Here is a 26284-nt window from a genome sequence, read left to right as displayed (position 1 = left end):
AGGACACATTCAACCACCTAACCACACCGCGGCCGCCCACTATATTGGCTTAAGGTGGTGGGACGTCGTGAACACGGAATCATTTTTTCAATTCTTGCTTAATTAATCTAAAATATCTTATTCATAAATAAAATTAGAGGAGACGTGGTGCAATATTGAAAAGAAGTGCAATAATTTTTCTTTCTTTTGTGATTGTGATTATTGGAACCTTGTATTTTTTAGACAAAGCTAAATACACTTCATTTCAAAAAGAAATTTTAGATGAATTACGCAAAGACGAAATATTGAAGATTACAATTGAAAGATATTCAGACTATTCAAAAATATCCATTACAGATAAGGAAATCATGGAAAATATATTTGATGAATTATCGAGTATTGAGTTGAAAAAGGTTAGGGACTTTTCCTCTCAAAAGGAATATGCAGTAAGAATATATCAAAATGAAAGCCTTGGTTTTGAAGTTACTAAAGATATGAAATACATTGTCATATTTAAGGGATCAGGCCACATCAAATACGAAGTACTTATGACAACAATTATTTAAAAACAATTGAAAAGATTAACTAAGCCTCCTGGTCTCCTTTAAGGTGTGGTGAGGGTTCGTGAATGCGAGAGACGTTAGGCGAATTAACGATAAAACCTATCAAGGAGGGGCATCGTTGTCAGATCCTAAATTATTCGTTCGCGTAGCAGTGAAAGAGGATATACCGTCTTTGGTAGAATTGAATTATCAATTTAACGGGGTTCAGCGAAGGGAAGAAGATGTAGAAACTGATCTATTAAATAAAAGAGAAACTATTGTGGTGGCTGTACTGGAAGAGAAAATTGTTGGATTTTCTTGTGGACAGATCTATAAATCATTTTGCTATGCAGAGCATCAAGCCGAAATTACGGAAATGTACGTACAAGAAGCTGCAAGAAGGAATGGCTTGGCTGTAATGATGATAGAACTATTAGAAGAGTTGTTTAAGAATTCAGGAGTAAAGCATATAAAAATTTTGACAGGATTAGAGAATACAAAGGCTATCAAAACATATGAAAAAGCAGGCTATAACCAAGAGGAAGAGCAGGTATTCAATAAGGACTTGGAATAAATCTTTGAAGGGGTGGCGAGAGTGACCCGCGTTTTAGCTTATCGGAAGCGTATTGAGTTGACGGGAGCTGTAGTTCGAACATTTGATGATCAAAAATCTATAAAAGCCTTCATCTCAGGTGGCAGAGATTATTTGCTCGAAAGAATCAACGGCTTTTTGCTTGCTTAAATTCTTAAGCTTCCTGCCCCTTATAAAACGTTCCTACAGAAATGATTAAACCTATAAAGGATAAATTTCAAAGCCTGACGGACATGGTGAAAGAAAAATATGATGTGGATATCCTATACTAGGTTGTTTGCGCCATGTATACCAGGATGGAGCGACTATCCATCGCCGTGCATTCGGTTTCAGAGTGATTGGCGTATATCGGGAAGAGCGAATTATCTGGATGCGATTGTGGAGCTTGGTGATATCGTGGACTGTACTTCACAACTGGAGTTGAAAGAGAACGAACGTCAATTTTTGGAGTCTATCGGAGAGATTTACCACGAACGCGTATTTTGCTTCCCCTCGAATGAGGAGGAGGCTGCAGCTATTTTTGAAAAGATGATTGTTGGGGAGCGGATCGTGCAGTCGTGCTACGAAGCGGGGAATCTGGTCGGCGTTGACTATCCATATCAACTGGAGCCACTGGTGAAAGAGGATTGCGCCGTAGAATCATTATCGGTAAAAAAGGCGATCCATCGCCATTTTTTGAAGCGTGGATTCAGCTACAATGCGAAATATAGCAATGGCGGAGTTTACACAATAACGAGGGTGACCAACCATCACCATCTCATAAAGCTAACCTTTGTTCGTGGTAAGTTCAGCGCGGAGGTCTCATGCGTGGGCAGTATCGAAGGTCCATTGTGGAGGCATGATTTTGACCTCCCAGCTGCTCATTCCAACCTGAGACCGTACCGGGTTACTCGTCAAATCGACGTTGATCACCAGAATGAGAATATCGCTGCGGCTTATGATGCTATCGAGAAGCGGATCGTTGCGGCGATCGACGACCTTTACGGAGCAGAACCGGCATGGCTAACCTATTTATAAGTCAGCAAAGTGGACACTTTCATTCACAGCAAACCGAAAGGTGATAACTATGAGAACGATTTATCTCATCAGACATTGCAAAGCCTATGGTCAAGAGACCGATGCAGATTTGACATCAGAAGGATATAAACAATCGGAGATTCTGTCTCAGTGGTTGAGTGATAAAGGCATAACCCAAATTTATGCAAGTCCCTATTTAAGGGCCATTAAATCAGTTCAAATTTTTTCAGATCTATATAAAATCCCGATAAGAATTGATTCAAGGTTAAGGGAAAGGGTCCTTAGTTCATGGGATTTACCTGACTGGGTGGACAAACTAAAGGCAACATTTGAAGATCATAATTTGTGGTTTGAGGGCGGAGAATCCTCAATTGAGGCTGCAAAACGAGGATTAGAAGTAATAAACGAAGCGCTAATAAAGCAAGAAGAAACAGTTGCTCTAGTAACACACGGAAATCTACTAGCTTTAATGATAGGAAATTATCATAAGGATTTTGGATTTGAAGATTGGAAAGCAATGAGTAACCCCGATGTATATGTATTGAAAATAGATCAAGGAAAGAGCAATATAGAGCGAATTTGGAAGTAGCTTAGGAAGAGGAAATAGTACAATACCGTATAAAAATAAGTACAACATAAAATAAGAAAACCAAGATTTTCGAATGGAGAAAGCCATGTTATACAATGAAAGTGTTACAAATGAAGAGATAAATAAATTAATAAATTACCTTGAGTTCTTTCAGAATGCCGATAGTACTTTTTTTACTGAAGTAAACGGTTATAGGGTAGAGAGTCCAGAGGTCAGCAAATTTAGAAAAGAGCTAAATGATACCCAATTTCTATTAGTTTTTGACTGGGTGCAATGGATTAACGACCATAGTGAATTTAAAGATATAAACAATCATATAAAAGACATAATTATGAACGCGGATTTAGAAACGCTTAGGAAATTAATGACTAGCTATATTCGTGGTGATCGGTTTAATGAAGGTCTGTTTATTGCTGCGATTTTAAAGGGACATGTTACAAACATAATATTAAGACTTCAGGAATTGGAAGATGAATCGTAGAGAACAAGAGAGGCACTGAAATAATGAATTCAACAGAACAATATAATAAGTTATTAACTACTGCGGAATTTCTATTAAAGGCTTATCAGGACAAAATGAACGATAAAGAGTCTTATAATGAGGGACAACGCGTTATTGATTTATGTAAAGAATGGATAACGAATAAAGAGATAACCGCTGATGATATCTACGGAACTATTGATTCCGAGGATGGATACGATATCGTCGAATTTAGTTGTATGGAAGGGATATCTGAAGAAGAATCATCCATATGGGTTTTATTTACCGATATTGTATGTGCGCTATGTAGTTTGGCATATCGGATGGAACATCAAAAATATGTACCACAGGTGATCGAAGGTATTATATTTGAAAAAATCGAGGATTTCGTTATTTTCCTTAATAGAAATTTGAAGGTACATGGAAACGTAATGGGGTGCGTAGAGTATTTTGCTGAAAATGTATGTTATTGAATAGGAATTTAGCTAAGGAGATGGATGACATAATGAAAACACGGCTTAATCACGTGAGAGTAAATGTATCTGATATAACCAAGGCATTGAAATGGTACGAAGAGATTTTGGGTTTTGAAAATGATGGCGGCTGGCCCGTTGAAAGCCCTACCTATTATGATTTTAAATCTGCAGAAGGCGCAAAATTTGCAATAATGGAAGTAAAGAATGAAAAGTCGCTTGGCAGACTCAACTTTGAGGTTGATAATGTGGATGAACTCTGGGGTTTCTTAAAGGACAAGGTTGAGATCGTTGAACCTTTGTTTGATACGCCATGGGGAACCCGGAAATTCACGATTCGAGATTTAGACGGGAACGAGTTGGGAATCGGAGGAAAGGGTCTATAGTAATGAAATCAATAATTCATAGTGAATAAGACAGGGTGTTTCACGGAAAGGAGATGGATTTAGGATGCATAGGATCCTCATTGTGGAGGATGACATAAAGATCGCTGACAAACTGCGTTCATCCATGATGAAATACGATTTCGACGTGCGGCTTGTTGAGGATTTCAGCCTGGTGTTGGATACATTTCTGGAAACGAAGCCTGATTTGGTACTGCTTGACGTGAATCTTCCAAAGTTTGACGGATTCTACTGGTGCCGGCAAATTCGGGCGAAGTCGCTCTGTCCGATTATTTTTATCTCGGCGCGCGACGGTCAGATGGATCAGGTCTTAGCCCTGGAGAACGGGGCGGACGATTACATTACAAAGCCGTTTGACATGGAGATTGTGATGGCCAAAATCCGCAGCCAGCTCCGCCGCGCCGTGGGCGCATACGCATCCGGGCAGGAGCAGGAGCGGAGAATCGAATATGCGGGGATCGTGCTCTATCCGGAGCGCTATATAGCGTCTTGCGAAGGGAGAACGACCGATTTTACGCAAAAAGAGGCCGAGCTGCTGGCGATGCTGATGGAAAAAGGCGGTCGGGTCGTCAGCAGGGAACGTTTGCTGGACATGATGTGGGAGGATCAGCATTTTATCGACGACAATACATTGAATGTCTATATTACGAGGGTGCGCCGGAAGCTGAAAGAGCTGGCAGCGGGAGCACATATCGAGACGGTCCGTGGCGCCGGCTACCGGATTGTCGCGGAAGCGGATCCTCCGGTATGAAGCTATTCTGGAAAGAGCAGTTGCCGCTTATTCTGTTTTTTACCGTTCAAATGCTGCTTGTCCCTTTCGTTTACGGGTTAACGGGTGAAGGACGACCGTTGCGGATCATCCTGTACGGGATTCTGTTGAGCGTTTCGGTGCTGGCGGTCTATCTCGCTTATCGGTATTTCACGCACAGGGCGATGTATAAATCTCTTTCTGCGGAGGAGCCTCCGGAAGAATTGTTTAATCCGCCACTGGGAGAGGCTGCTCTGCCAGGGGCTTTTCATGAGCGGCTCGCTCAATACGAGCAGCTGTACCGCGAACAGCTTCATCGGCACCAAAGCCGAACCGAGCAACACTTTACCTTCATGAACCGCTGGGTCCATCAGATGAAAACGCCGCTCTCCGTCATTCAACTGACGCTCTCGGACGTGGAGGACGAGCCGGCCGAGAGCATCCGCGAAGAACTTGAACGGATCCGAAAAGGATTGGATATGGTTCTCCATACCGCCCGCCTGGAGCATTTCGAACAGGATTTTGCGGTCGAAGCCGTCGGACTGCTCGGTGCGGCAAGGGAAGCCGTCGTGGAAAACCGCACGCTGTTCATCCGCAAGGGAATCACGCCAAAATTCGATATCAGCGATGAGGTCCGCGTCTTTACGGATGCCAAATGGTTTCGCTTCATGCTGGGCCAGATTTTAACCAATGCGGTGAACTATTCCGGCGGTCCCGGCAAAGCAGTGGTCCTGTCCGCGGAGGACGCCGGAGAGTACATCAGGCTCCGCATTCGCGACGAGGGCATCGGGATTGCCCCGGAGGACATCGACCGGGTGTTTCATCCGTATTTCACGGGAGAGCGGGGAAGACAGTACCGCGAATCGACCGGCATGGGGCTTTATCTCGTGCGGGAAATCGCCGGAATGTTAGACCATGATGTCGAGTTGGAATCCACGCCCGGTGAAGGAACTACGATCAGCTTAACTTTGCGCAAAGCGCAGAACAACAATGAAGGCACATCCTGAGGAGGGTGTGTTTTTTTTAGCTTCGGAAATAACGGCAAAAAAGGACCTTATTGAGCTCGAAAAAACAAAGGTGCATAAAATAGGGCCATTTTAGCCGTTATTATTGCATACCGAGGGTGAAAAGGCACCTATTTCCGGGCTTGTCTCCATATAAGACCCAAAAACGTCGCTATTTTACGGGAAAGAAGCAAATTCGCAGAAATAGAAGCACAAAGGGTTCTTATTTTTTCAGCCATTAGGCGCTAAGCGAACAAAAATACGAACATAACCTTATCGCAAATGTAAGGTTCGGTTCACCTAAACCGATGGCAGCCCAATGATGAACTGTCGTAAAGTTAGTATATAATTTGAACACAGAACAGAAAGGAGCTGCTTAAGCTTTGGATATTCTCGAAGTGAAAGCATTAAACAAAGTCTATACGGGCAAAGTCGCAACGCACGCCCTGACCGATATTCATTTGACAATCCGCAAAGGGGAATTTGTCGGCATCATGGGGCCTTCGGGTAGCGGGAAGACCACCCTGCTGAACATGGTATCTACCATTGACCGTCCCAGCTCGGGCGAAGTCAGAATCGGGGGACAGAATCCGTATCACATGAAAAAAAGAGAGCTCGCCCATTTTCGCCGTAAACAGCTCGGCTTCGTCTTTCAGGATTTCAATCTGCTCGATACGCTTACCGTCGCCGAAAATATCGTCCTTCCGCTTACGCTGGACAGACGTCCGTTAAAAGAAATGGATGGCCTGCTTAAGCAAACGGCATCCAAGCTTGGGATCGGCGGTATTTTGAACAAACGCATCTACGAAATTTCGGGAGGCCAGCGGCAGCGGACGGCGATTGCCCGTGCCATTATCGGATCGCCCCTGATGCTGTTGGCGGACGAGCCGACCGGCGCGCTGGATTCCCAATCCTCGCGGGCGGTCATGGAGTCGCTGGCCGAGATCAATGAGAAGGACGGAACGACGCTGATGCTGGTCACGCATGACCCGGTGGCGGCCAGCTACTGCAACCGCATCGTTTTTATCAAGGATGGAAAACTGGCGGCGGAAATTCACCGCGGCGAGAACCGTCAGGCTTTTTTTCAAAAAATCATCGATATGCTGTCGTTCTGGGGAGGGAATACGAGTGAACTTTCCTCAATTCGCGTTTAACAACGTCCGCCGCAATGCGCGAGCTTATGTCGCCTATCTGCTGAGCAGCTCGTTTATGGTCATGATATTTTTCACTTATGCCGTATTCGTGTATCACCCGAAAATCGCCAACTCCGAAATGGGCAACATGACCCGGGTTGGCATGAGTATCGCGACAGCCATCGTCTATGTATTTGCCTTCTTTTTCGTGATGTATTCCATCAGCGTGTTTCTGAAGTCGCGTAACCGCGAATTCGGCATTCTGACGATCCTGGGTGCGGAATCCCGCCAAATCAACCTGTTGATCTTCCTTGAGAATATACTGATCGGCGCCGTGGCGATCGTGACGGGAATCGCGGCTGGCTTGATATTGTCCAAAGTGTTTCTGCTCGTTAGTACCAAAGTAATCGATTTGGACGACTTGCCCTTTTACTGGCCCGCAAAAGCGATCCTGCTGACCGCCGGAGCATTTATTCTGCTGTTTCTGTTTATTTCCTTGTTTACATTAATGTTTATCCGGAAACGCCAAGTGCTGGATTTGCTCACGGGGAGTAGCAAGCCGAAAAAAGAACCGAAAGCGAACGTTTTTACTTTCCTGCTCGGCATCGCCCTGCTCGCGACCGGGTATTGGGCTCTCCATGGGAAGAAACTCGATGAGCTCGGACTTTTGATCGCGGCCGTCACCGGGATCGCCGGAACGTATTTTTTCTACTCCCAGCTATCCGTCTGGATTGTAAAAAAGCTGCAGCGCAGCCGTAGTGCCGCCTGGAAAGGCACGAATCTGCTGTGGATCTCCGAGATGAGCTATAAGTTGAAGGATAACGCACGAATGCTTTTTCTCGTGACTGTCGTCGTTGCTTTGGCATGCATGAGCACCGGATTTGTTTTGGCTTCCCAGCAAGCGATCAGGGATTCCTATATGAGCAACCCGTTCAATTTTAGATACACGACTTACAGCGATGGGGATCAAAAGAAGGCCGAGAAAGACCTTGCCTACATCGAGAAATCTCTCGGCTCAGAAGGCGTGGAATATCGTGTGGCGAAGGTGAATTTGATCTCAGACAACAGCTACGCGGCGGGGAAAGAGAAGACCGTGCTGATCTCGCAAAGTCAGTTTAACCACTTGGCATCGGTCATGACAATCGACCCGGTGGAACAACTCGGGCAAACCGAATCGGTACTGGTACAAACTCCGGAAAGGGAACGTAAATACCCCCCTCAAGGGAATACCATGGATGTTCGAATTGCTGACTCGACGTATGCGTTCCGGTTTGTTTCCCGTACGGAAAAAGTCGCTTCTCTATCCTATACGGGGAAGCTGCTGGTCATCCAGGATGAGGAGTTTGAGCGACTGAAGCGGGAACATGAGGCCTGGGGGGATTACATTCAAAATACCACCGTCTTTATGGCTCCCGATTCTGGCAAGTTTCCAGGCAAAGAGGATCCGGAAACGAAGCTGGGCCTTGAACTGGCCGAGTGGAACCGAAGCGGAGATCATGGAGGTTTCCTTCAATCCCGGGCGGAAAATTACTATTCCTTTAAACAAACCTTCTCGCTCTTTAGTTTTATCGGTGTTTTTATCGCTCTGATATTCTCGGTCTCTTCGGCAAGCTTTCTCTATTTTAAATTGCATACGGAGCTCTCCGCCGATGCGGTGATGTATCGCTCCTTGTCGAAAATCGGGCTAAGCAGCCGGGAAATGAACGTCTCGGCGACCATTCAGATAGCCGTTTTGTTCTTTATTCCGATCGCGGTGGCGACGCTTCAATCGCTGGTGGTGCTCGGGCCGGTCATGGAGATGATGAATTCGATGAGTCCCGTCTATGTCCCTGTGTTGACCGCCTCGGCAGCCTTTCTCGCTATCCAGACCGTGTATTTTCTGGTTGTAAGAGCCCGCTATATCAAAGCGGTCAATAAAACGATGGTGTAAAGCCCGCTTTTCGTGAGAGGAAAATAGAAATGAACCAGTCTGCCGCTATGTTCTTATCCCGGTCCGCTGCAAAGAGCGAGAACGGCAAGCCCCGGCTTCGACTGTATGTCCGCCGGCTGACTATTCTGCTTGCGGTAGGCGTGATTCACCAGTTCTTTCAATCCGGTGAAGCTCTGTTCTACTACGCCGCTTTCGGACTGCTTGCGCTTCCTTTATACTATGCTTCGCGTAGGGTAAATCTGTGTATCGGCTTGATCGGAACGGTGATCGGCATCGCAGCCATGTGGTGGGCTGCTCCTTCCGAGCCAATGCCGACGTTTCTGTATGCGGTAGAGGGAATGGAAACCCCGCCGGTGTTGCAGGCTACCTTCAACCTATCGCATATCGGTGTCGCGATAGGGCCAATCGTGTTAAGTTCACTCCTGCTGTTAAACCGCACCCGTGCGGAGCACGATTGCTTCTGCCGCTTCAAGCCTACGGGCGAATGGCGTTGAGCAATTATATCGGATAGACCCTGCTTTTGCTAAGCATTCAGTCCATTTTCCTGAAAACGGACACGACGACGACCTATGTTGTATCTACGCTGATTTGAATCGATCTTGTTTGAGCATCAATACAAAAAGGCAAGCCCATTGAATCAAATGGCCTGCCTTTTTTCGTCGCAACACGAATATTTCTTTTCAGTTGTCATTAATGCAACTTAACATACGGTTCTTACGTATTAGAAATCATTATATACAGGGAGTGAAAGATGATGAATAATAAAGGGTGCATCAAATGCGGGAGCAGGGAGGCTAAGACGAAAGAAGTCGCCATGACCGGCACGGGCCTCTCCAAAATGTTCGATATTCAGCACAATCAATTTATCGTTGTGTACTGCGGGAATTGCGGATACTCGGAGTTCTACAATAAACAATCGTCGGCGGGATCGAACATTCTTGATTTATTCTTTGGATAACCCCAAATAAAGGCAGCCACTGACCCTATGGACTTGGCTGCTCTTTTATTTTGGAAGCGTAACGAGTCATCTATAACCTTAGCAGCGGCCAGATCCGAATCGTTAAATATTTTAAGGGGGGATTTAATGTTCACACTGAAACGATATATTCAAATCGGGGCGGAGGCATGGATCGAAGATCCGGAGGATTCCCAGGTTGATGTTACCGTGACTTTCCCGGATTCTACGAAATGGATTTCAAATTTTTATACGATCAAATGCATTGAGTCTATAAGACAGGACTACAGTGAAAAGGGCCATTGCCTGAACGGAGCGTACTGGTGCGGGAGCAGCCCTTTAATTATCGTCGACCGTGTAAGCCGGGATAGAATTGAACAGGTTGTTGATGAACTGATTCAAAATCAATCTTTTCAATACGTATTCGAGTATTTGGGTGCAGTGGATGAAAGGGATTTGGCAGTCAATCAATACCCGGAAGGTTTTTTTGAGGAGAGCGCCAAGATCGACCCTTCCTATGTTTCTTTATATGCCGGAAAATTATATCAAATGTTAGAGCAATGCAGTCCGGAGCTAAAAGAGAAGATCTTAAAGGAATTGTTCGGCAACTTTTAATACGGCCAAAGGAGCTTAATCTTAACGCCTTGGTACCTGTGGTCCGGGGAAAAAAGAATTATAACCGAGGAAGACATATACTCCTTTAAAAGTCGGATGTATAATCCGTGGGAGATGCCTAGAGAATCTAACCGGAGGGATGTCCATGAAGGAAATTAAACTCGATAATTATTTCTGGCAGGACGGGGTAGTTCGGTTGCGGGCTGTGCAACCCGAGGACTGGGAAGAACATTATAACAATCGTTTTGACACACCCGCACGCAGGTTGCTTGATTATGCAGTGGAACTGCCTCCCACGATCGCCGAAGCGAAAAGTTTTGCGGAACAATTTGCGGATTTTCCCAAGAGTAACGAGAGAATCATGTTTACCATTGAAACTTTAAATGGCGAAAATCTGGGCGGAATTAATCTTTGCGGTATTGACGAGAGAAACGGAACCTTTGGCATTGGCATACAGATTAATCAGGATCAGCGGGGTAAAGGTTATGGCACCAGAGCTATGAAAATTCTATTAAGATACGCCTATTTCGAACGCAGACTGAATAAGTTTAATGTCTCCGTTCTTGAAGGAAACGATGCTTCGGCGATGATGATGAAGAGATTAGGCTGTGTTCAAGAAGGAATTCGCCGACAAATCGTTTATACCAACGGCCGATATCACGATGAAATTCTCTTTGGCATGACCAAGGAAGAATATGAGCAATTGGAAGGCTAACAGGAAAAAATCATCCTTATTCATTATTAATCCTCATTCCCGGTTCTTCCCTGATATGCATGTGCATGCGGAATTCTACCGTTTACTGTAGTGATGCCTTCAAAATAGTGAAAATGACCTCCCCCAGGCAGAGGTATCGCATTTCCAGTCGTACCCCTTATTAGGTGCGTGTGGCCGTCATTGAACGTAGTTTCAGTTTCATACTCGTGAACATGCGGCACACCGGTTGGCGCCGGCTCGGTAACTCCTGCGTATTTATGTGCGTGGCCAACATCGAAGGAAGTAACGCCTGAAAATGAATGAACATGAACAGGTCTGCCGTTCCATGAGGTGATATACAGTTTATGCGAATGCTGACCGTCAGAATCGTCTGAACAATGGACAAAACCCGTAATTGGAATTTCCATAAGCATCTCCTTAACTAAACTAAGTTAATTTAGATTATGGAATATGCCGGTATTCTGTTATGGGCAATCGTCCATTTGGACTCATTTATTCAGGTGGGTGCCCGTAGCTTTTGCTGTGCACCCGCATATCCTATTGCAACACTTTTTGTAAATGGAGTTGAATGTATGTCTGTCAAGGTAAAGGCTGAATCAAGCGGAAAAACAGGAGTGAGCAGCAGGTGACATCCTCTTATCAGGTCGTTTGGAAAGGGCCTGTTAACAGGCGTTCGGGTCTTGGAATTGCAAGCAGGGAATATGTGAGGGCGTTGAGAGCACTAGGGGTCAATGTTACACTCGGTGAACAGGGAGGACAAAGCACTCATTTCCCGAAGAATCGAAAGGTTCTGATCTATCATCACTCGCCCAGTATGCTTAATATTAAGAAGGAAAGACAACGTTACGGGAAAATAATTATAAACACGGTTTGGGAGACGACTCGTATCCCGCGAAGGTGGATCAGACCAATCAATCAAGTGGATGCCGTATGTGTACCCTCTCTTCAGAATAAGCAAGCCATGCTTAATAGCGGAATTAAAGTTCCCATTTATATTGTTCCGCATGGTGTGCGCTCGCAAATGTATACACCCACCAAGAAGAGGATGCCTTCTAAAATTGCAAAAGAGAAATTCACTTTTATTTCAATATTCGGATTCCAGCACCGTAAAAATCCCGAAGCTCTATTGAGAGCTTATTGGGAGGAATTTTCCTCTGCGGATAATGTCCGACTAATCATCAAAACAAACGGATATTCGCCTAACGAGAATGAACAATGGATACGCAGGAAAATACAAGCTTATAAAGCGGGATTGAACTTTAGCAAAAGTACAGCCCCAATCGAGATATCTACCCGTTATTTAGCTACTAAGTCTCTTAGAAGCATTTATGCCAAGGGGCATGCCTTTGTTCTTCCCACGCGAGGTGAAGGTGTTGGCTTGCCGTTTTTAGAATCGCTTGCCAGTAGCGTTCCAGTCATTACAACGGGTTGGGGTGGACACATGGACTATCTCACAGAACATAATTCTTTCCTAGTAAAATATAAATTGCGTCCTCCTGCTGCCAGCATGAATCGTAAATCTTCCATATCGCGCAAATTTCGCAACCTGTTCTCGGAAAAAGGCCAGCTGTGGGCGGAGGCGGATCAGGGAAGCTTAAGACGACAGATGAGGAGAGCTTATGAAAATCCTCAACTATGTCTGATGAAAGGACAGCGAGGCCGTAAAGATGTGCTTAGCCATTCTTGGAACCGTGCAGGTTACTCTTTAAAGAGGGTTATTGAAGAGGTGTTTAGGACTAGGAAGTAAGGGGCGCTCTCCCGTTTCCGCTTAAAGTGAGGCTACCGTCTCGTGTCTGTCGGATGTATAATCATGGAAAGAAGCTCAGACAACAAAGAACCCAGCCTAAGTAAGAGCTATCTTAAGGCTGGGTTCTTTATGAATAGTAGACGTTAGGTGAAACTGCTCAAAATAATTGAATTGGAGGTATGATGTGAAAGAGTTACTTAAAGATGCTCAAACATATGAATACACTTCGATGAGATATTTAGATATTGAAGAAATTCAAATAAACAGTGGGGAACATATTTTATGGGCTGCTAAAAGCATAGAGGTTTTTTCTAATGCAACTCCATGAGTTAGAGTGTAAGGTTGATTCTTTATTGGCTAATGAACCGAGAAGAATCTACATTGAGTTCTTGGATCCGGAAATTGTTCCTCTGTTGGAGGGTATAGGGTTTAATGTTGTAAGCCAATTCGTTGACTTCTGGAATGAGGATATTTCTATATTTGAAACCAATAAAGAAATCCGAAACTCCAAAACCGAGGGATCGGCTTTAAATTAATGGAAGAAAGTATGATTTGGGGTAGGAGCCATGGGGCCAAGCGGAGTTTTCTTGCGGTAGATAACAAAATGTCAATACAATTAGATTATATAATAAATTTGGCTTTAAATGTGAGGATGAAATCGGACAAATTAATATGGCATTATACAATACCTAAACGTGATAGGAAACCGGTGCAGGAGTGAAATGAAAATGATGGAAGCAAATCAGATGCTTGATTTTGATGACATTGTTAAATCGGAGGACGAGATCAGGGAATTAATCGGATATCCGAGTGAACTTGCAAAAAATAAAGTCATTCATTATTTGGACTCTCATTGTAAGGAGTTTATTTCCCATTCTCCTTTACTGTTCATATCATCATCGGATGACCAGGGATTTTGCGATGTTTCTCCGCGTGGAGATGAACCGGGATTCGTACATATTTTGGATGATCAGAGAATGGTCATTCCCGAAAGGCCCGGCAATAGAAGAATCGATACGATGAGAAATCTATTGAAAAATCCAAGGGTAGGATTGATATTTGTTATACCGGGACTTGAAGAAACCTTAAGAATCAATGGAAGAGCGCGGATAATAAAAGAAAAAGAGTTATTAAATCAAATGCAAGTTAGGGGGAAGACACCTTTGCTTGGATTAGGCGTGATTATTGAAGAATGTTATGTTCATTGCGCTAAAGCCTTTAAAAGATCGAGCTTGTGGGATCCGGATTCCTGGATAGATAAAAAGGAACTGCCCAATATACCTCAAATGATATCTGTACATGCCAAGCAATTAGGATTATCGGAAGAAGAAGTATCTAGCTCATTACATGAAAGTTATACAAAGAGGCTATATTAAGCGATTCGAAGGAGTCTTGAGAGGCGGTTGAGTTTATGGGGATTGGATTCAGATACATCAATTTGAGTTCCATCCTGGAATGGTATAAAGAGGATAACGTTCGACAACGAATCAGAGAGTTTATTTGAAGTTTATTTACATATGAGATCAGAAACCCGAACCTATACTAACAGTTATGTGTGTCCTCGCTGTAAAGCTTCAATGCCGTCAAAGCCTATTGATCATCTTCACAATTATTCACTCGATTGTCCAGAATGCGGACAGGAAAAGTTAGCGGTGAATTTTTATATGGACTGGGATTAGAGAGGAAAGAAAGGAACAAGAGCATGGGAAACAGAATATCGATGCCAAGTAATTTAGAACATTTAGTTGAGTCATTCAAAATGTCTAATGGATTAACTTCGGTTTTTATTGAGGTACTAGTGATTAGCGGTTCCATATTAGCCGAGACTAGCCGAGAAAAAGAATTGATTATTTGGTTAGGGCAGCAAGATCAATCCGTTGTAGGTATCGGGACCGTTGGCTTTGATATTGATGAAATGCCTTGGACTGAAGACCATTTCGAAAATGAAAAAGGATTTCTTTTGCGCACTATTTCAGGCGCGGTTGATGGTTTGGGATGGGAAAGATTAAGTTACGAACCACGGAAAGATTGGGTAATAGGATGCTTAAAGCAGTTTCGGTTAATGATTAATGCGTTTGATAAAGAAAGTATAAATATGGATAGTTATTTAGAATGGTCCGAAATTGAAGAAGGCGATAATTATCCTACGATTCCTAAGGGTTATCCAAAATGCGAGAAACATGATATTTACTTGTCATGTCATGGATGCATATTATGCAATAATGGAAGTTAGTTTTAAAAGATATGAAATAATTATAATCATGGAAAAAAGCTCAGACAACAAACAACCCATCAGCACCTAAGATAAGAGCTATCTCAAGGCTGGGTTGTTTCGCTATTACAAGAACTTTAGGCGTAATTGATGCGATGGAATAAAAAACAAAGAAAGGTTATATGATATCAGCGAAAGGACTTAAGACATATAATGAATAGGAATCATTATGTTAATCGTATTGATAAAGTTATTAATTATATTCAAGACAATCTTCAAGAGAAAATCACAGTAGAAGCAATGGCAGAAATCTCCCATTTTTCTAAATATCATTTTGCCAGAATCTTTAATTCGATTGTTGGTATGCCGCCGTCAGCGTACTTAATTAAAGTACGATTGAATAGATCCATAAAATACTTAGCTGAATCCGACAAGTCGATTCTGGAAATTTCGAACTTATGCGGTTTTGAAACTGCCTCGAATTTCAATGTCGCCTTTAAGAAACGGTTCAACCAGACACCAAGCGAAATAAGAAAAGCTTTAAAGACGAATAGCAACATTTCAATATATGTCAGCAATAAACAGGAAGAGATCGAAAGTCCTCCTTTGTATCATGGAAGTAGTAAAAACAAATTTTTAAGGAGGATATGGGAAATGAATATCACTATTAAAGAACTGCCTAATTTCGAGGTTGGATTCGTTAGGCATGTCGGAAGTTATTTGGACACCTATAAGGCTTGGGATCTTTTGGGGGCCTGGGCAGGGCAGAACGGATTATTTCCGCCTGATCAATACTTCATTGGAATTTCGATAGACGATCCTGAAACGACGGAAGAATACGAATGTCGATATGATGCTTGTGTAACTATTCCCCCGGGTTTTTCACGAGATACTACTCAGGGAATTGAATTTAGAACATTACCGGGTGGCCTTTATGGACTATACTCTTTTTACGACACCATAGATAAATTGGGTTTAATCTATCAGAGCATTTTTGGTCAATGGTTACCTAATAGTGAATATGATCCGGATGAAAGACATTGTCTTGAATTTTGCATGAATAACCCATCTGATGATCCGGAAGGAAAAGCCAAAGTCGATCTATACATTCCTATTAAGATTAGAACGTAATTGAGAGCTTTTCAGATGCCCAGCCTAAGATAAGATAAGAACTATCAAGGGCTGGGTCGTTTCGTGAATAGAAAAGTATAAACATATTAATTTTTATCCGAAAGAGATGGTTGATGCTATGGAACTTAAATCATACGACAGAAATGACCTCTTGAAGTGTACTGATACTTTTATCGGTGTATTTAATCAAGAACCATGGAATGATCAATGGACTACAGAAACTGCATATCAATATTTAAGTGATTTCACAAATACCCCTGGGTTTATTGGATTTACCGCCGCAGAAGGGGAAGAGATTGTTGGATTTATCTTTGGTGTTTCTAGGCGTTGGTGGAGTGGAAACGAGTTTTTTATAAATGAAATGTGTGTAAGTACAGTGAAGCAAAAAACTGGAGTAGGATCAGCACTTATGAGACTCTTAATAAAAGAACTTGAATCCATTGGGATAAGTAACATAACGTTATTAACGGATAGAGATATTCCCGCAGAAGCATTTTATAAGAAGTTTGGGTTTACGGAGATAGAGAGATTGGTATTTTTAAATAAGAACTTATAATGAATCATTATGGACGAAGTTCAGACAATTATACGCTATATGAAAGATCGGCAAAAAATACATAGGTATCAAACTGGAGGAGAAATAGATGTATATAAGACATTCTCATGAGATTAATGGTAAAACTATTTCTTACTTGGATTTTCAAGGTTCTGGATCCCCAGTAGTAGCCCTCCACGGTCATTTTGGAAGGGATACTATGTTTAGTGGTTTGTCGGAAGCGCTTGGTTCCGCATGGAGAGTAATATCCATTGATCAACAAGGACATGGTTGGAGCGATCGATCTGTTGATTACAATAGATCCACCTATATTCAGGATACAGTTGATTTAATAAACATGTTAGGCATTGGGCCGGTTGTTTTATATGGTCATTCTCTTGGTGGAGTTAATGCATATCAGATTGCTGCCCTTTATCCTAAGTTAGTAAAAGCCATAATCATTGAGGATATAGGTGCCGTTGTAAATGATGATTTGTCTTTTGTTTTAGATTGGCCGGAGCGATTTCCGACTGTACGTTCTTTTAGAAATTTTCTTAAAGTAAAAGGATTTAAGGATGATACATATTTTTTGGAGAGTTTAGTAGAATTCTCGGATGGATGGGGCTTAAGGTTTAATTATCAGGATATGGTATTATCTCAACAACTACTTAATGGCGATCACTGGGATGATTGGTTATCCTCTAAGTGTCCGGCACTACTACTACATGGTCATAAAACATGGGTTATGACTACAGAACATGCCAGAGAAATGACTCTACGAAGACCAAATACCGAATTGATTGAGTTTCCTGAAAGTGGGCATACGATACGTGATGATGAACCTTTAGAGCTTTATCAAGCTGTGAAAGATTTTTTGGCAAGGATTTGAAGTGATGCTTAGGTATAAAGAGTCGGGAAATACAGAAGCGTCCCTTATTGTTTTCTTACATGGTGGAGGAGTAAGTAGTTGGATGTGGGAGAAACAAATTGAGTATTTTAATAATTATCACTGTTTGGTTCCGGACCTACCTGGACATGGCTTGAGTTTTAGTATGGATTTCGCAATTAAGGATTGTGCTGAAGAAATATTGAGTTTAATTCAGACTAAGGCACGGGATAAAAAAGTTATTCTAATCGGGTTTTCTTTAGGTGCTCAAGTAGCCATTCAAATACTAAGTATGAACCCGGATATAGCTGATTATTCAATAATAAATAGTGCACTTGTTAGACCCATGCCAATGGCCAATAAAATAATTAAGTCTATGACCCGGTTAACTTACAGACTGACAAAAAATCGAACCTTTTCGAAGCTTCAAGCAAAACAGTTATACATTGGAGATCAAATCTTTGAGACATACTATAAAGAAGTCTGCAATATGGAGCTCAACACTCTTATCAAGATTCTAGAAGAAAATATGTCTTTTAGTATACCGACGGGATTCAGCATTTCCAAATCAAAAATTTTAATAACGGTTGGAGATAAAGAGAGAAGAATAATGAAGAAGTCCGTATTAGCTCTATTGGACAAAAACTCAAATGGTAAAGGGTTTATTATAGACAAGGTTGGTCATGGGGTGCCCCTCGCCGAACCTGAGTTATTTAACAAGATGGTTGATGCTTGGATTCATGACAAAGAGCTACCGAGCAGACTTACCCCTGTAAAAAGATAATGGCCTATTTACATTACGGGGCTACCGCCCCTCGCTTATCGGATGTATAATCATGGAAGAAGCTCAGACAACAAACGCCCCAGCCTAAGATATGTGCTATCTAAGGTTGGGGCGTTTCGTGAATAAACCAACATTATGAGAATTTATTGAGCAATAAATACAAATATATCTTATTTTCGCCAGGAGGTTTATGAAATGTTCTCAATACTACCGATTATAATATTTATCGTTTATGGATTATTTATCTTACTTGGTCTATATGCTTTATATTTATTAATTAAGTTACTAATTCGCGGAATAGAAGCTTTAGATCTATATATTGATGATAAAAGAAATCGAAGATTATGATGAGCTACCCTCTGAGAAGGATGTTAGTACTGATTTGTACTATAGCAATCGTGTTATCAACGATTAGTGGTTGCGGCAGAAGTGAAGAGAGCAGGGCGGACACCAATGAAGAAACCTTAGTACCCTTTGAAGACATTGAAAATAAGTTCGAAAATTTAAAGTCAGGATATTTACAAATTGACCATGATAAAGTGTTTTTTCAAGAAGTTGTTTTTGAATATGACGACAAAGCAATTATGCGTGTAAAAGAACATATAGATAAAGAATTTATTGAATATAATTTATCAAATGAACTGGAGATATACGTAATAGAATTTGATGAGTTTACAACGAAGTATAAAAAGGTAGATTACGAGTTTTTCAGTAATAACTTTACGTCATTCTCATCAAAACCATTTTATGTTGAGATCATCGACTACAAGATATCAGCAATCATTGAGAAATACGTGCCGTAGTAATAAGCCCCGTCAATCGCCCTGGATCGCGGCGGAGACGGGGCTTTTGTGTGTCTAAAGATATTGATAAACGAAAAAAAGCGTGCTATAGTGAAATAGCATGCGCACCAATAATCCGAAATTTAATATATCTTTCCTAATTTTATTGTACAAAAAAAATCAGCTTCAGTCAACCCCCATTTTTTGAAAAGAAGGAGTGCTTGTAATGGATAAGGAACTTCGTCAGGAGCAGGATCGTTTGGACCGTGTTATGGAGGTTCTCTACGAGCAAATCGGCAAGGTGGAGGAAGAAGCCGCGCGGCAACGGAAAGAGGTTGTAGATATCCGCAAGCATTTTTGGGAGGACGTTACGGTCAATCAGGACAATTTCGACGACTTGCTTGAAACGATTATCAGCTTGCGACAACAGGCTGAGGTACTGTCGCTGAGTCAAAGCAGCCATCGCCAATCTTCCAAGCGTTTGACTTCGCTGCGCCGCATGCAGGAGAACCCTTACTTCGGACGGATTGATTTTGCCGAAGACGGGGTTCCTGGGATCGAACGGATTTATATTGGCGTCTCTTCCTTGATGAATCCCAGCGGGGACGATTTTTTAATTTATGATTGGCGGGCACCGGTGTCTAGCGTGTATTACGATTACGCCCCCGGCCCGGCCGAATATGTCACTCACGGCGGCAAGATACGCGGGGAACTGAAGCAGAAATGGCAATATCTCATTCGCAGCGGAGAGATCAAATCGATGTTCGATACCTCTTTGACGATCGGGGACGAGGTTTTGCAGCAGGTACTCGGCCAATCCGCGGACAAACACATGCGCAGCATCGTCGCTACGATCCAGCAGGAGCAAAACCGGATCATCCGGCACGACAGCGGTCGCCTGCTCATCGTCCAAGGTGCCGCCGGCAGCGGCAAAACCTCGGCCGCCATGCAACGCATCGCCTATTTGCTGTATAAGTACCGGGATCGGCTTACCGCAGATCAGATCATTTTATTTTCACCAAATGCGATGTTTAAATCTTATGTCTCCAACGTGCTGCCCGAGCTTGGGGAGGAGAACATGCAGCAGGTGACCTTTCAGGAATATTTGGATCACAGGTTAAGCGGCATGTATAAGGTCGAGGATCCTTACGGACAGCTGGAGTATGTACTTACGGCAGCTGATGACCCTGAGTACAGGACCCGGCTGGCTGCGATCCGGATTAAGGCATCGGTGTCATTTTTCGAAATGATTCAGGCCTATCGGTCTTCACTGGAACAAGGCGGTATGCGGTTCAAAAGTTTGCATTTCCAAGGGGAGACGCTGATCACTGCTGAGGAAATGGCGGAAAAGTTCTACGGAGGCGACGCTTCGCTTCGTTTTTCCGGGAGAATTGAGCGACTGACGGCTTGGCTGAACGAGCGGATCAAAGAAGTCGAGAAGCTGGAGCGACACAAGCCGTGGGTACAAGATGCGATCGAGCTCCTAAGCAATGAGCAATATGAGCAGGCCTATGCCCGGATCCGGAAAAAACTCGGCTTGAGTGAAGATGCGGAGGAAGATATTGAAGGAGAGCGCCTAACCGCGGAGCTTGAGCGGATGATCGTACGTAAGAAAATGAAACCGCTCCGCGAAGAGATATCTTCGCTGCAGTTCGTTGATCTGGCAGAGGTCTATAAGCAGCTATTTGAGGAACCGCTGCATGTCAAGTCATGGCTGGAGAGGGAAGTTCCGGAGGCGTGGGCGGACATTTGCCGGCTGACGGTGAAAAATCTGAACGAAGGCAGGCTGTTATATGAGGATGCGACCCCGTATTTGCTACTGACGGAACTCATACTCGGATTTCAGAGTAATAACTCGATTCGACACGTCCTTATCGATGAAGCTCAGGACTATTCGCCGCTCCAGTTCGAGTTCATCAAAAGATTGTTTCCTGCGGCGAAAATAACGGTACTAGGCGACTTTCACCAGGCGGTGTTTGCCCATGCCGCCGAAGCGGTTGATTTCAACGTGCTAACCGGCCTTTACGGGCCGGACCAAACAGAAGCAATCATCTTGCAACGAAGCTATCGGTCGACCAAACCCATTGTGGAGTTTACGCGAAGCCTTATTCCGGGCGGTGAACAGATCGAGCCGTTCGAACGGAGCGGAGATAAGCCGGTGCTGACGATGGTGGCTGATCACGAAGTATTGTGCCGACGCATTACGGACCGAGTTGCCGACCTTAAGTCTCAGGGGTGTACCACGATTGCGATCATCTGCAAATCCGCGGCGGAGAGCTCGGCCGTATATGAGGCATTGGGTGGAATCGACGAACTCAAGCTTGTGAGGCGCGACTCGATCGAATACAAGCAGGGTGTAGTGGTTATCCCGGCTTATCTGGCTAAAGGCATCGAATTTGACGCTGTCCTCGTGTTTGATGCATCGGCACGGATTTATGGAGACGAAAGTTTGCGACGGTTGTTATACACCGCCTGCACCCGGGCCATGCATCATTTGCAGCTGTACAGCGTTGGAACGCCAAGCCCGTTGTTGGAGCGAGCGATCGCCGAAGGTAGAGTACAGCTGGAGGTGTGAATGAAGATCATGTATAGTTAGATGAATAATCACAGAAGAGTATGGGACAACAAAAACCCCAGCCTTAGATAAGAACGATCTAAAGCTGGGGTTTGTCATAAGAATGAAAACCGGCAGCCTAGGACGATGAACAATCCTGGGCTGCCGTTGGTTTAGAAATTATTGTCTAATAATAAGGATGTCACTAGGTGGTCTTCCAGTGCTTTGGATTTGAGATATTTGCGAGTTCGTAAGATTGCGGCCAACTAAAATGAACGAAGATGTGACGTTGTTGAAATTGAAATTGCCCAAGTTAGACACATTTTGGCTGCCCCGGAACACGCGGAAAGAACCCTGAAAGTTAGTTCCCGAGAACAGCACCAGTGTTACTTGAGAGCTTTGCACAACATTTCTGAGCCGGAAGCTTGAAAGCGCGTTGTTAAACCGAAACGCTCCAAGGTCTCGAACTGCGACCCCACCGCGTCTAAAAAGAATCCGACGACCAGAAAAATTGGTACCTGACCAAAGTGCAAGACGTACATCACTGTTTGCCAACTATATCACTCCTTTTTTGAGGTTGATATAGTGTATTGCAGTTTTTAAGAATCGGTGTAGACAAATAGAGCATGGTAATAGTTTGATTTTACGAATACTAGGATACGTGTCTCTAATTCTGCATCCAAAAATGCTACTGTTCGTCTTTGCAATATCAATTTTTCTCAATAATGGTACGTATATCTCATAATGGTATCCGGGCGGAAATGACAACGCTCATCATAAAGAATATATGCACATTGGGTATCAAGATGTATAATCATGGAAGCAACCGAGAATATTTATGAAACTGGTGAGGATAAAATTCTAAAACTCTATAAGAAGGAATTTCCTCAAGAAGCTATCCATGATGAATTTTTGAATAGTAAATTTGTTTTATTCGCTGGGTATCTGTACACCGCAACCCTTTAAATTCATCTCGAAAGATAGTAGGCAGGGGATAGAATTTCAACGGGTTCCAGGATTATCTTTGCTTACTATGATGACAAAGAATCCTTTGTTAATTAAGAAGCATTCAAAGACCTTAGCAACGCTCCATCATCATTTGCATTCGCATGAAGCGGTTGATTTGAGAAGAAAACAAAAAGATGTATTAATTCGTAATATTCAAGCTGCTCCGCTCCTGACTGAGGAGGAGAAGAGCAGGATCATGAAGTACATAGAAGAATTGCCTGATGATACTAAGCTTTGTCATGGAGATTTTCATCCTGATAATATGATGGTTGGTAAAGATAGTTGGATCATTGATTGGATGACCGGAACGGTGGGCAATCCTTCAGGGGATAGCGCTAGAATCGTGATTTTACTAACTTATGGCCCCTGCCCGAAGGAACTCAAAAAATAATTAAAACCATGATTAATTTCATAAGAAAAAAATAAAGAAGGAATATGTAAGCTGCTATTTAAAGCAATCCAATAAAGATTATTCCGAAATTGATAGATGGATCTTACCGATGGCTGCTGCGAGACTAGTAGAATGGATCCCCCAAGAAGAGAGGGACGAATTAGTGCTGGATATTAGACAACGTTTAAAGACGATATCGTAATTAGTCGCCTTCAGCTTTAGGAAAAAGATAAGAATAGATAGGGTAGTTTGATTAACATCGCGGAAAGAATTAGGAGTGCCCGCCTCCTCTCCGTAAGGATAGCAGACGGGCCTTTTTTTATTTATTTTGCATCATTTCTTTTAGCGTAGGGTAGTTGTGGATGGCAATGCCGCTAAACCCGGTATGATTCTCAAAAAAATGGATGACAGCATTCAATTGCTGATTCATATAATCAAAGCCTTTGTGATAGTACGTGATCTCGTTCGGTATGGTGTAGTCGTTGGGAGGACTGGTCTCTGCGCCGATATAAACTTTCTTTCCAATTGTCGCCGCATAGTCGATCTCCGCCATGGATGAAGAGATCTGTCTCTCGGCCGTGTCACGATAGGCCATAATGGTTGCGGTGTCCACGATGTCCAGTACAAAATAACTCAGCGGTTTTCTCTCCCCGCCGGTTTCTACAATGACCGGATTTTCACCGGATGCATACCAGAACGGAATCGCTGCATTAAACTCCAAATTTTCATCACTTGCAGAAATTTCATTCGCTATTCTCTTTAGAACCTGTATATATTGATAGCTAACGGAACCTCTTTTCGTTTTAAATTCAAGCAAGGTGTGGGGTTCAATGTCATATTGGATTCCGTCAAATTTGCTGGACGGGTGGGACTTATTAAAGGAAAGCACTTGGCGCAGTTCCTCCAATGCTTCGCGATGATGGCCTTCCAGTGCCCAATTGGCTCTTCCGACAAGCGCAAACACGCGGATCCCGTTTTCATGCGCTCTTGTGATCAATTCCTCGTAGGTTGCGGGTTGATCCGGCAATGTCTTTCTTGTTCCGATGAACAATAAGTTGATATCATGGTCGTTCAAAAACTGCAGTAACTGTGTAATCTTGTTAGAATCGGATGCTGCTTCATAAAAATCCCAAACCCATAATGCTTTTGTAGGGCCGTTATCCGCATGAGTCGGGGAAGGGACTACGTTCATTAACGACAAACAAACCGCTAAAAATATTATGCGTGCCACGGTTTTCACTCGCTTTTCTGCTCCATTCATTTTAAGTTTCCTCCACCTTAGTAAATTTCCTCCTAACCGAATTAACTATCAAAAACTAGATTATCATAACCATGATGCCTGCCGAATGATCTGTTCGGACTAATGAGAAGGTTCATTTTAATCCGGTTATGAAGGGATTCTATTAGTTCAGGGGGATCATATTTGGATCGTATCAGAGAAGAATACCCAACCAGAAGAAGGAGTAGCGAAGATGTTCGCCTAATATACTTATTTGGAAGATATTGATAAATCGACAATCATTACTAAATCAGCTGAAATTCTAGCTGAAAAATGAATAAAAAAGGTGAAAGGTGATTGGAGTGAAGTAGTATGTCATGCTCTCGAATTCTCAAACCAGAAGAAATGTTAGAAAATGCTCGGCAGAAAAACGGTGGTGAAGTGCCAATTACAATTGTTAATTGATTTTGGAGGTTAATGCTGAAGTCCTTTGTATAACACCGTATTTACGCTACGGAACTATCGTCCCATGGTTGTCAGATGTATAATCATGGAAGAGGCTCAGACAACAAACGACCTAGCCTAAGATAGGAACTATCTAAAGGGAATCGACGTCAGGAATACAGAAAACGTTAAACGAAATAATCGAAAAAACTTCTTAGGAAATTTAATAGATCACAACAACAGTAAGTAGTTCAAAGAAGTCGATTAGATGAAACCATTGCTGAAGCACATTTAAAAATACATCCAAGAGCTATTAAAGGAGTTGTTTATAAATGTCTATTTGCTTTTACGACAATTCTAAAATCACAGATGAACCCATCAACTTAATAGATCGAGTATATTGTTTAGCTTTTCATCAATTTAATAAAGAAATGTGGAACAAGCTCGGAGATATTTATTCAATACTTCCTTCGCAAGTAATAATTAATAATATTGGACAAGCTGCTTGGATTGGGGAAGAAGGCAAATCAAATTATTACTTGTGCGCATCAGTCGAGCCTTCAGGTTTGCAAGTTGCAGGGAAATTGCTGACTAGTGATTGGAAGGATTGGGAAGGAAAATTTAATGAGTTAATAATTGATTTTCCATTCTTTGAGTGTTAGAGACTGAATGATTATGAATATTTGTAATCGAAGAAGGCCATGGCATCATCTAACACCGTATTCACGCATCGGCCGGTAGTCGCCGACCATGGTCGCAAGAGTGAGAGTAGTTGATTCAGCTAACAACCCTACACTACTAAGCGCGCCAGGCCTGACGGCCTTAAGTCGGTGAGGTTACCTGAATGCCTAAACGGTATACAATATTAGGGGGGGCATATGGCGAGTAGAAAAAAGCGATATATCATTTTAGTATTTTTAATTATTTTATTTGCCTTATCGGCTTGTACGAGTACCAAATTTGATTTATACGAAGGGGAGTCTTTAAAAATAGCAGTTATTGGAGAACCACCACAAGTAAGAGAAGAGGAAGTTAACTTCAATAAAATCTCATTTGATGATTTGAATAAAGTCGAACTAGAAGACTTTGATGCTGTTTTTGTTATGGGAGAACATCTTAATCAAGCAGCAGAAAGCCAATATGCAGATATCTATTCAAATTCACCAATACCATTCTTTTTTATTTCAACTACAAGTCATATACCTTTCACTAAAAAGGATATAGAATATGAGGAAACTTGGGGTTGGTCTCCAGGTAATAGCTATGCTGTCGGTGTTCTTAAATCAAATGAAGATAATACATTAAAAGGCTGGGGATTCGGTTTGTATAATGATAAAAAAACTGACGAACACATAGAAGAAGTTTATTCGAAAATTTTTATGACAATAGAAGAATTAGATAGTTAGTTACTGGA

At 42.6% G+C, this 26284-nt stretch carries 32 protein-coding genes and 2 pseudogenes; 31 read left to right on the top strand and 3 right to left on the bottom strand.

What is annotated here, in order from left to right; all coding sequences use genetic code 11:
* Positions 1-155 precede the first annotated feature (155 nt).
* From ACLB09_RS08990 to ACLB09_RS08915, 16 genes and pseudogenes are all read left to right on the top strand, one after another.
* On the top strand, positions 156-545 hold the full coding sequence (locus ACLB09_RS08990; protein ID WP_410769472.1) for a hypothetical protein: 390 nt from the start codon (positions 156-158) through the stop codon (positions 543-545).
* 115 nt (positions 546-660) lie between these two features.
* Entirely contained in the window at positions 661-1095 is a 435-nt protein-coding gene (locus ACLB09_RS08985) for a GNAT family N-acetyltransferase (RefSeq protein ID WP_410769471.1), read from the top strand.
* A gap of 36 nt (positions 1096-1131) precedes the next feature.
* A pseudogene (locus ACLB09_RS08980) lies at positions 1132-1376 on the top strand (macrolide family glycosyltransferase); the annotation flags it as partial.
* 133 nt (positions 1377-1509) lie between these two features.
* Positions 1510-2130 carry a hypothetical protein gene (locus tag ACLB09_RS08975; RefSeq protein ID WP_410769470.1) on the top strand — a complete coding sequence of 207 codons (621 nt, stop codon included), beginning with the start codon at positions 1510-1512 and terminating at the stop codon, positions 2128-2130.
* Positions 2131-2179: 49 nt separating this feature from the next.
* Positions 2180-2719, top strand: a complete 540-nt coding sequence (locus tag ACLB09_RS08970) for a histidine phosphatase family protein (RefSeq protein WP_410769469.1) — start codon at positions 2180-2182, stop codon at positions 2717-2719.
* A gap of 85 nt (positions 2720-2804) precedes the next feature.
* Entirely contained in the window at positions 2805-3200 is a 396-nt protein-coding gene (locus tag ACLB09_RS08965) for a DUF6508 domain-containing protein (protein WP_410769468.1), read from the top strand.
* Between the two features lie 23 nt (positions 3201-3223).
* Positions 3224-3673 carry an Imm6 family immunity protein gene (locus ACLB09_RS08960; RefSeq protein ID WP_410769467.1) on the top strand — a complete coding sequence of 150 codons (450 nt, stop codon included), beginning with the start codon at positions 3224-3226 and terminating at the stop codon, positions 3671-3673.
* 32 nt (positions 3674-3705) lie between these two features.
* On the top strand, positions 3706-4059 hold the full coding sequence (locus ACLB09_RS08955) for a VOC family protein (protein WP_410769466.1): 354 nt from the start codon (positions 3706-3708) through the stop codon (positions 4057-4059).
* 64 nt (positions 4060-4123) lie between these two features.
* The gene (locus ACLB09_RS08950) at positions 4124-4828 is read left to right on the top strand and encodes a response regulator transcription factor (RefSeq protein WP_410769465.1); all 705 of its coding nucleotides are present in this window, start codon (positions 4124-4126) and stop codon (positions 4826-4828) included.
* Entirely contained in the window at positions 4825-5832 is a 1008-nt protein-coding gene (locus tag ACLB09_RS08945; protein ID WP_410769464.1) for a sensor histidine kinase, read from the top strand. The genes ACLB09_RS08950 and ACLB09_RS08945 overlap by 4 nt, the downstream gene beginning before the upstream one ends.
* 380 nt (positions 5833-6212) lie before the next feature.
* Positions 6213-6983 carry an ABC transporter ATP-binding protein gene (locus tag ACLB09_RS08940; RefSeq protein ID WP_410769463.1) on the top strand — a complete coding sequence of 257 codons (771 nt, stop codon included), beginning with the start codon at positions 6213-6215 and terminating at the stop codon, positions 6981-6983.
* Complete coding sequence (locus ACLB09_RS08935) at positions 6958-8892, top strand: ABC transporter permease (RefSeq protein ID WP_410769462.1); 1935 nt, start codon at positions 6958-6960, stop codon at positions 8890-8892. The genes ACLB09_RS08940 and ACLB09_RS08935 overlap by 26 nt, the downstream gene beginning before the upstream one ends.
* Positions 8893-8921: 29 nt before the next feature.
* Positions 8922-9386, top strand: coding sequence for a hypothetical protein (locus ACLB09_RS08930; RefSeq protein WP_410769461.1), 465 nt, complete (start codon positions 8922-8924; stop codon positions 9384-9386).
* A gap of 260 nt (positions 9387-9646) precedes the next feature.
* Positions 9647-9850, top strand: a complete 204-nt coding sequence (locus tag ACLB09_RS08925; RefSeq protein ID WP_410770063.1) for a zinc ribbon domain-containing protein — start codon at positions 9647-9649, stop codon at positions 9848-9850.
* 126 nt (positions 9851-9976) lie between these two features.
* On the top strand, positions 9977-10462 hold the full coding sequence (locus ACLB09_RS08920; RefSeq protein WP_410769459.1) for a hypothetical protein: 486 nt from the start codon (positions 9977-9979) through the stop codon (positions 10460-10462).
* A gap of 145 nt (positions 10463-10607) precedes the next feature.
* Positions 10608-11177 (top strand): GNAT family N-acetyltransferase, encoded by a 570-nt coding sequence (locus tag ACLB09_RS08915; protein WP_410769458.1) that lies wholly within the window; start codon positions 10608-10610, stop codon positions 11175-11177.
* A gap of 26 nt (positions 11178-11203) precedes the next feature.
* Here ACLB09_RS08915 and ACLB09_RS08910 read toward each other — a convergent pair whose 3' ends face one another.
* The gene (locus ACLB09_RS08910; protein WP_410769457.1) at positions 11204-11584 is read right to left on the bottom strand and encodes a YmaF family protein; all 381 of its coding nucleotides are present in this window, start codon (positions 11582-11584) and stop codon (positions 11204-11206) included.
* Positions 11585-11802: 218 nt separating this feature from the next.
* Here ACLB09_RS08910 and ACLB09_RS08905 point away from each other — a divergent pair, with 218 nt between their 5' ends.
* From ACLB09_RS08905 to helD, 11 genes and pseudogenes are all read left to right on the top strand, one after another.
* On the top strand, positions 11803-12924 hold the full coding sequence (locus ACLB09_RS08905; RefSeq protein ID WP_410769456.1) for a glycosyltransferase family 4 protein: 1122 nt from the start codon (positions 11803-11805) through the stop codon (positions 12922-12924).
* Between the two features lie 184 nt (positions 12925-13108).
* Positions 13109-13252, top strand: coding sequence for a hypothetical protein (locus tag ACLB09_RS08900; protein WP_410769455.1), 144 nt, complete (start codon positions 13109-13111; stop codon positions 13250-13252).
* 183 nt (positions 13253-13435) lie between these two features.
* Positions 13436-13645: pseudogene (locus ACLB09_RS08895) on the top strand (hypothetical protein); the annotation flags it as partial.
* Between the two features lie 10 nt (positions 13646-13655).
* Positions 13656-14300, top strand: a complete 645-nt coding sequence (locus tag ACLB09_RS08890) for a pyridoxamine 5'-phosphate oxidase family protein (RefSeq protein ID WP_410770062.1) — start codon at positions 13656-13658, stop codon at positions 14298-14300.
* Between the two features lie 326 nt (positions 14301-14626).
* On the top strand, positions 14627-15157 hold the full coding sequence (locus ACLB09_RS08885) for a hypothetical protein (protein WP_410769454.1): 531 nt from the start codon (positions 14627-14629) through the stop codon (positions 15155-15157).
* Between the two features lie 192 nt (positions 15158-15349).
* Positions 15350-16267, top strand: a complete 918-nt coding sequence (locus ACLB09_RS08880) for an AraC family transcriptional regulator (RefSeq protein WP_410769452.1) — start codon at positions 15350-15352, stop codon at positions 16265-16267.
* Between the two features lie 118 nt (positions 16268-16385).
* Positions 16386-16823 (top strand): GNAT family N-acetyltransferase, encoded by a 438-nt coding sequence (locus ACLB09_RS08875; protein ID WP_410769451.1) that lies wholly within the window; start codon positions 16386-16388, stop codon positions 16821-16823.
* A gap of 88 nt (positions 16824-16911) precedes the next feature.
* Complete coding sequence (locus ACLB09_RS08870; RefSeq protein ID WP_410769449.1) at positions 16912-17691, top strand: alpha/beta fold hydrolase; 780 nt, start codon at positions 16912-16914, stop codon at positions 17689-17691.
* Between the two features lies 1 nt (position 17692).
* The gene (locus ACLB09_RS08865) at positions 17693-18472 is read left to right on the top strand and encodes an alpha/beta fold hydrolase (RefSeq protein WP_410769448.1); all 780 of its coding nucleotides are present in this window, start codon (positions 17693-17695) and stop codon (positions 18470-18472) included.
* 368 nt (positions 18473-18840) lie between these two features.
* Positions 18841-19275 (top strand): hypothetical protein, encoded by a 435-nt coding sequence (locus tag ACLB09_RS08860; RefSeq protein ID WP_410769447.1) that lies wholly within the window; start codon positions 18841-18843, stop codon positions 19273-19275.
* 205 nt (positions 19276-19480) lie between these two features.
* Positions 19481-21829, top strand: a complete 2349-nt coding sequence (gene helD, locus ACLB09_RS08855; protein WP_410769446.1) for an RNA polymerase recycling motor HelD — start codon at positions 19481-19483, stop codon at positions 21827-21829.
* Between the two features lie 159 nt (positions 21830-21988).
* Here helD and ACLB09_RS08850 read toward each other — a convergent pair whose 3' ends face one another.
* Entirely contained in the window at positions 21989-22363 is a 375-nt protein-coding gene (locus ACLB09_RS08850; RefSeq protein ID WP_410769445.1) for a hypothetical protein, read from the bottom strand.
* Positions 22364-22624: 261 nt separating this feature from the next.
* Here ACLB09_RS08850 and ACLB09_RS08845 point away from each other — a divergent pair, with 261 nt between their 5' ends.
* Together ACLB09_RS08845 and ACLB09_RS08840 are read left to right on the top strand one after the other, a co-directional pair.
* Positions 22625-22774 carry a hypothetical protein gene (locus ACLB09_RS08845; RefSeq protein ID WP_410770078.1) on the top strand — a complete coding sequence of 50 codons (150 nt, stop codon included), beginning with the start codon at positions 22625-22627 and terminating at the stop codon, positions 22772-22774.
* Positions 22734-23207 carry a phosphotransferase gene (locus ACLB09_RS08840; protein WP_410769444.1) on the top strand — a complete coding sequence of 158 codons (474 nt, stop codon included), beginning with the start codon at positions 22734-22736 and terminating at the stop codon, positions 23205-23207. Before ACLB09_RS08845 ends, ACLB09_RS08840 begins: the two co-directional genes overlap by 41 nt.
* A 319-nt stretch (positions 23208-23526) precedes the next feature.
* Here the strand turns inward: ACLB09_RS08840 and ACLB09_RS08835 are convergent, their stop codons facing one another.
* On the bottom strand, positions 23527-24468 hold the full coding sequence (locus ACLB09_RS08835; RefSeq protein ID WP_410769443.1) for a TraB/GumN family protein: 942 nt from the start codon (positions 24466-24468) through the stop codon (positions 23527-23529).
* Positions 24469-25202: 734 nt separating this feature from the next.
* Between ACLB09_RS08835 and ACLB09_RS08830 the strand changes: the two genes are divergently transcribed.
* Together ACLB09_RS08830 and ACLB09_RS08825 are read left to right on the top strand one after the other, a co-directional pair.
* Positions 25203-25532: a hypothetical protein gene (locus ACLB09_RS08830; protein WP_410769442.1), complete on the top strand. Its 330-nt coding sequence runs from the start codon at positions 25203-25205 to the stop codon at positions 25530-25532.
* Positions 25533-25748: 216 nt separating this feature from the next.
* Positions 25749-26276, top strand: a complete 528-nt coding sequence (locus ACLB09_RS08825) for a hypothetical protein (protein WP_410769441.1) — start codon at positions 25749-25751, stop codon at positions 26274-26276.
* Positions 26277-26284: the final 8 nt, after the last annotated feature.

It is taken from the genome of Fontibacillus forbon (assembly GCF_046559655.1).
Lineage (GTDB): Bacteria > Bacillota > Bacilli > Paenibacillales > Paenibacillaceae > Fontibacillus.
Note: the sequence above shows the minus strand (reverse complement) of the source record. Positions and strands in the feature narration are given on the sequence as shown.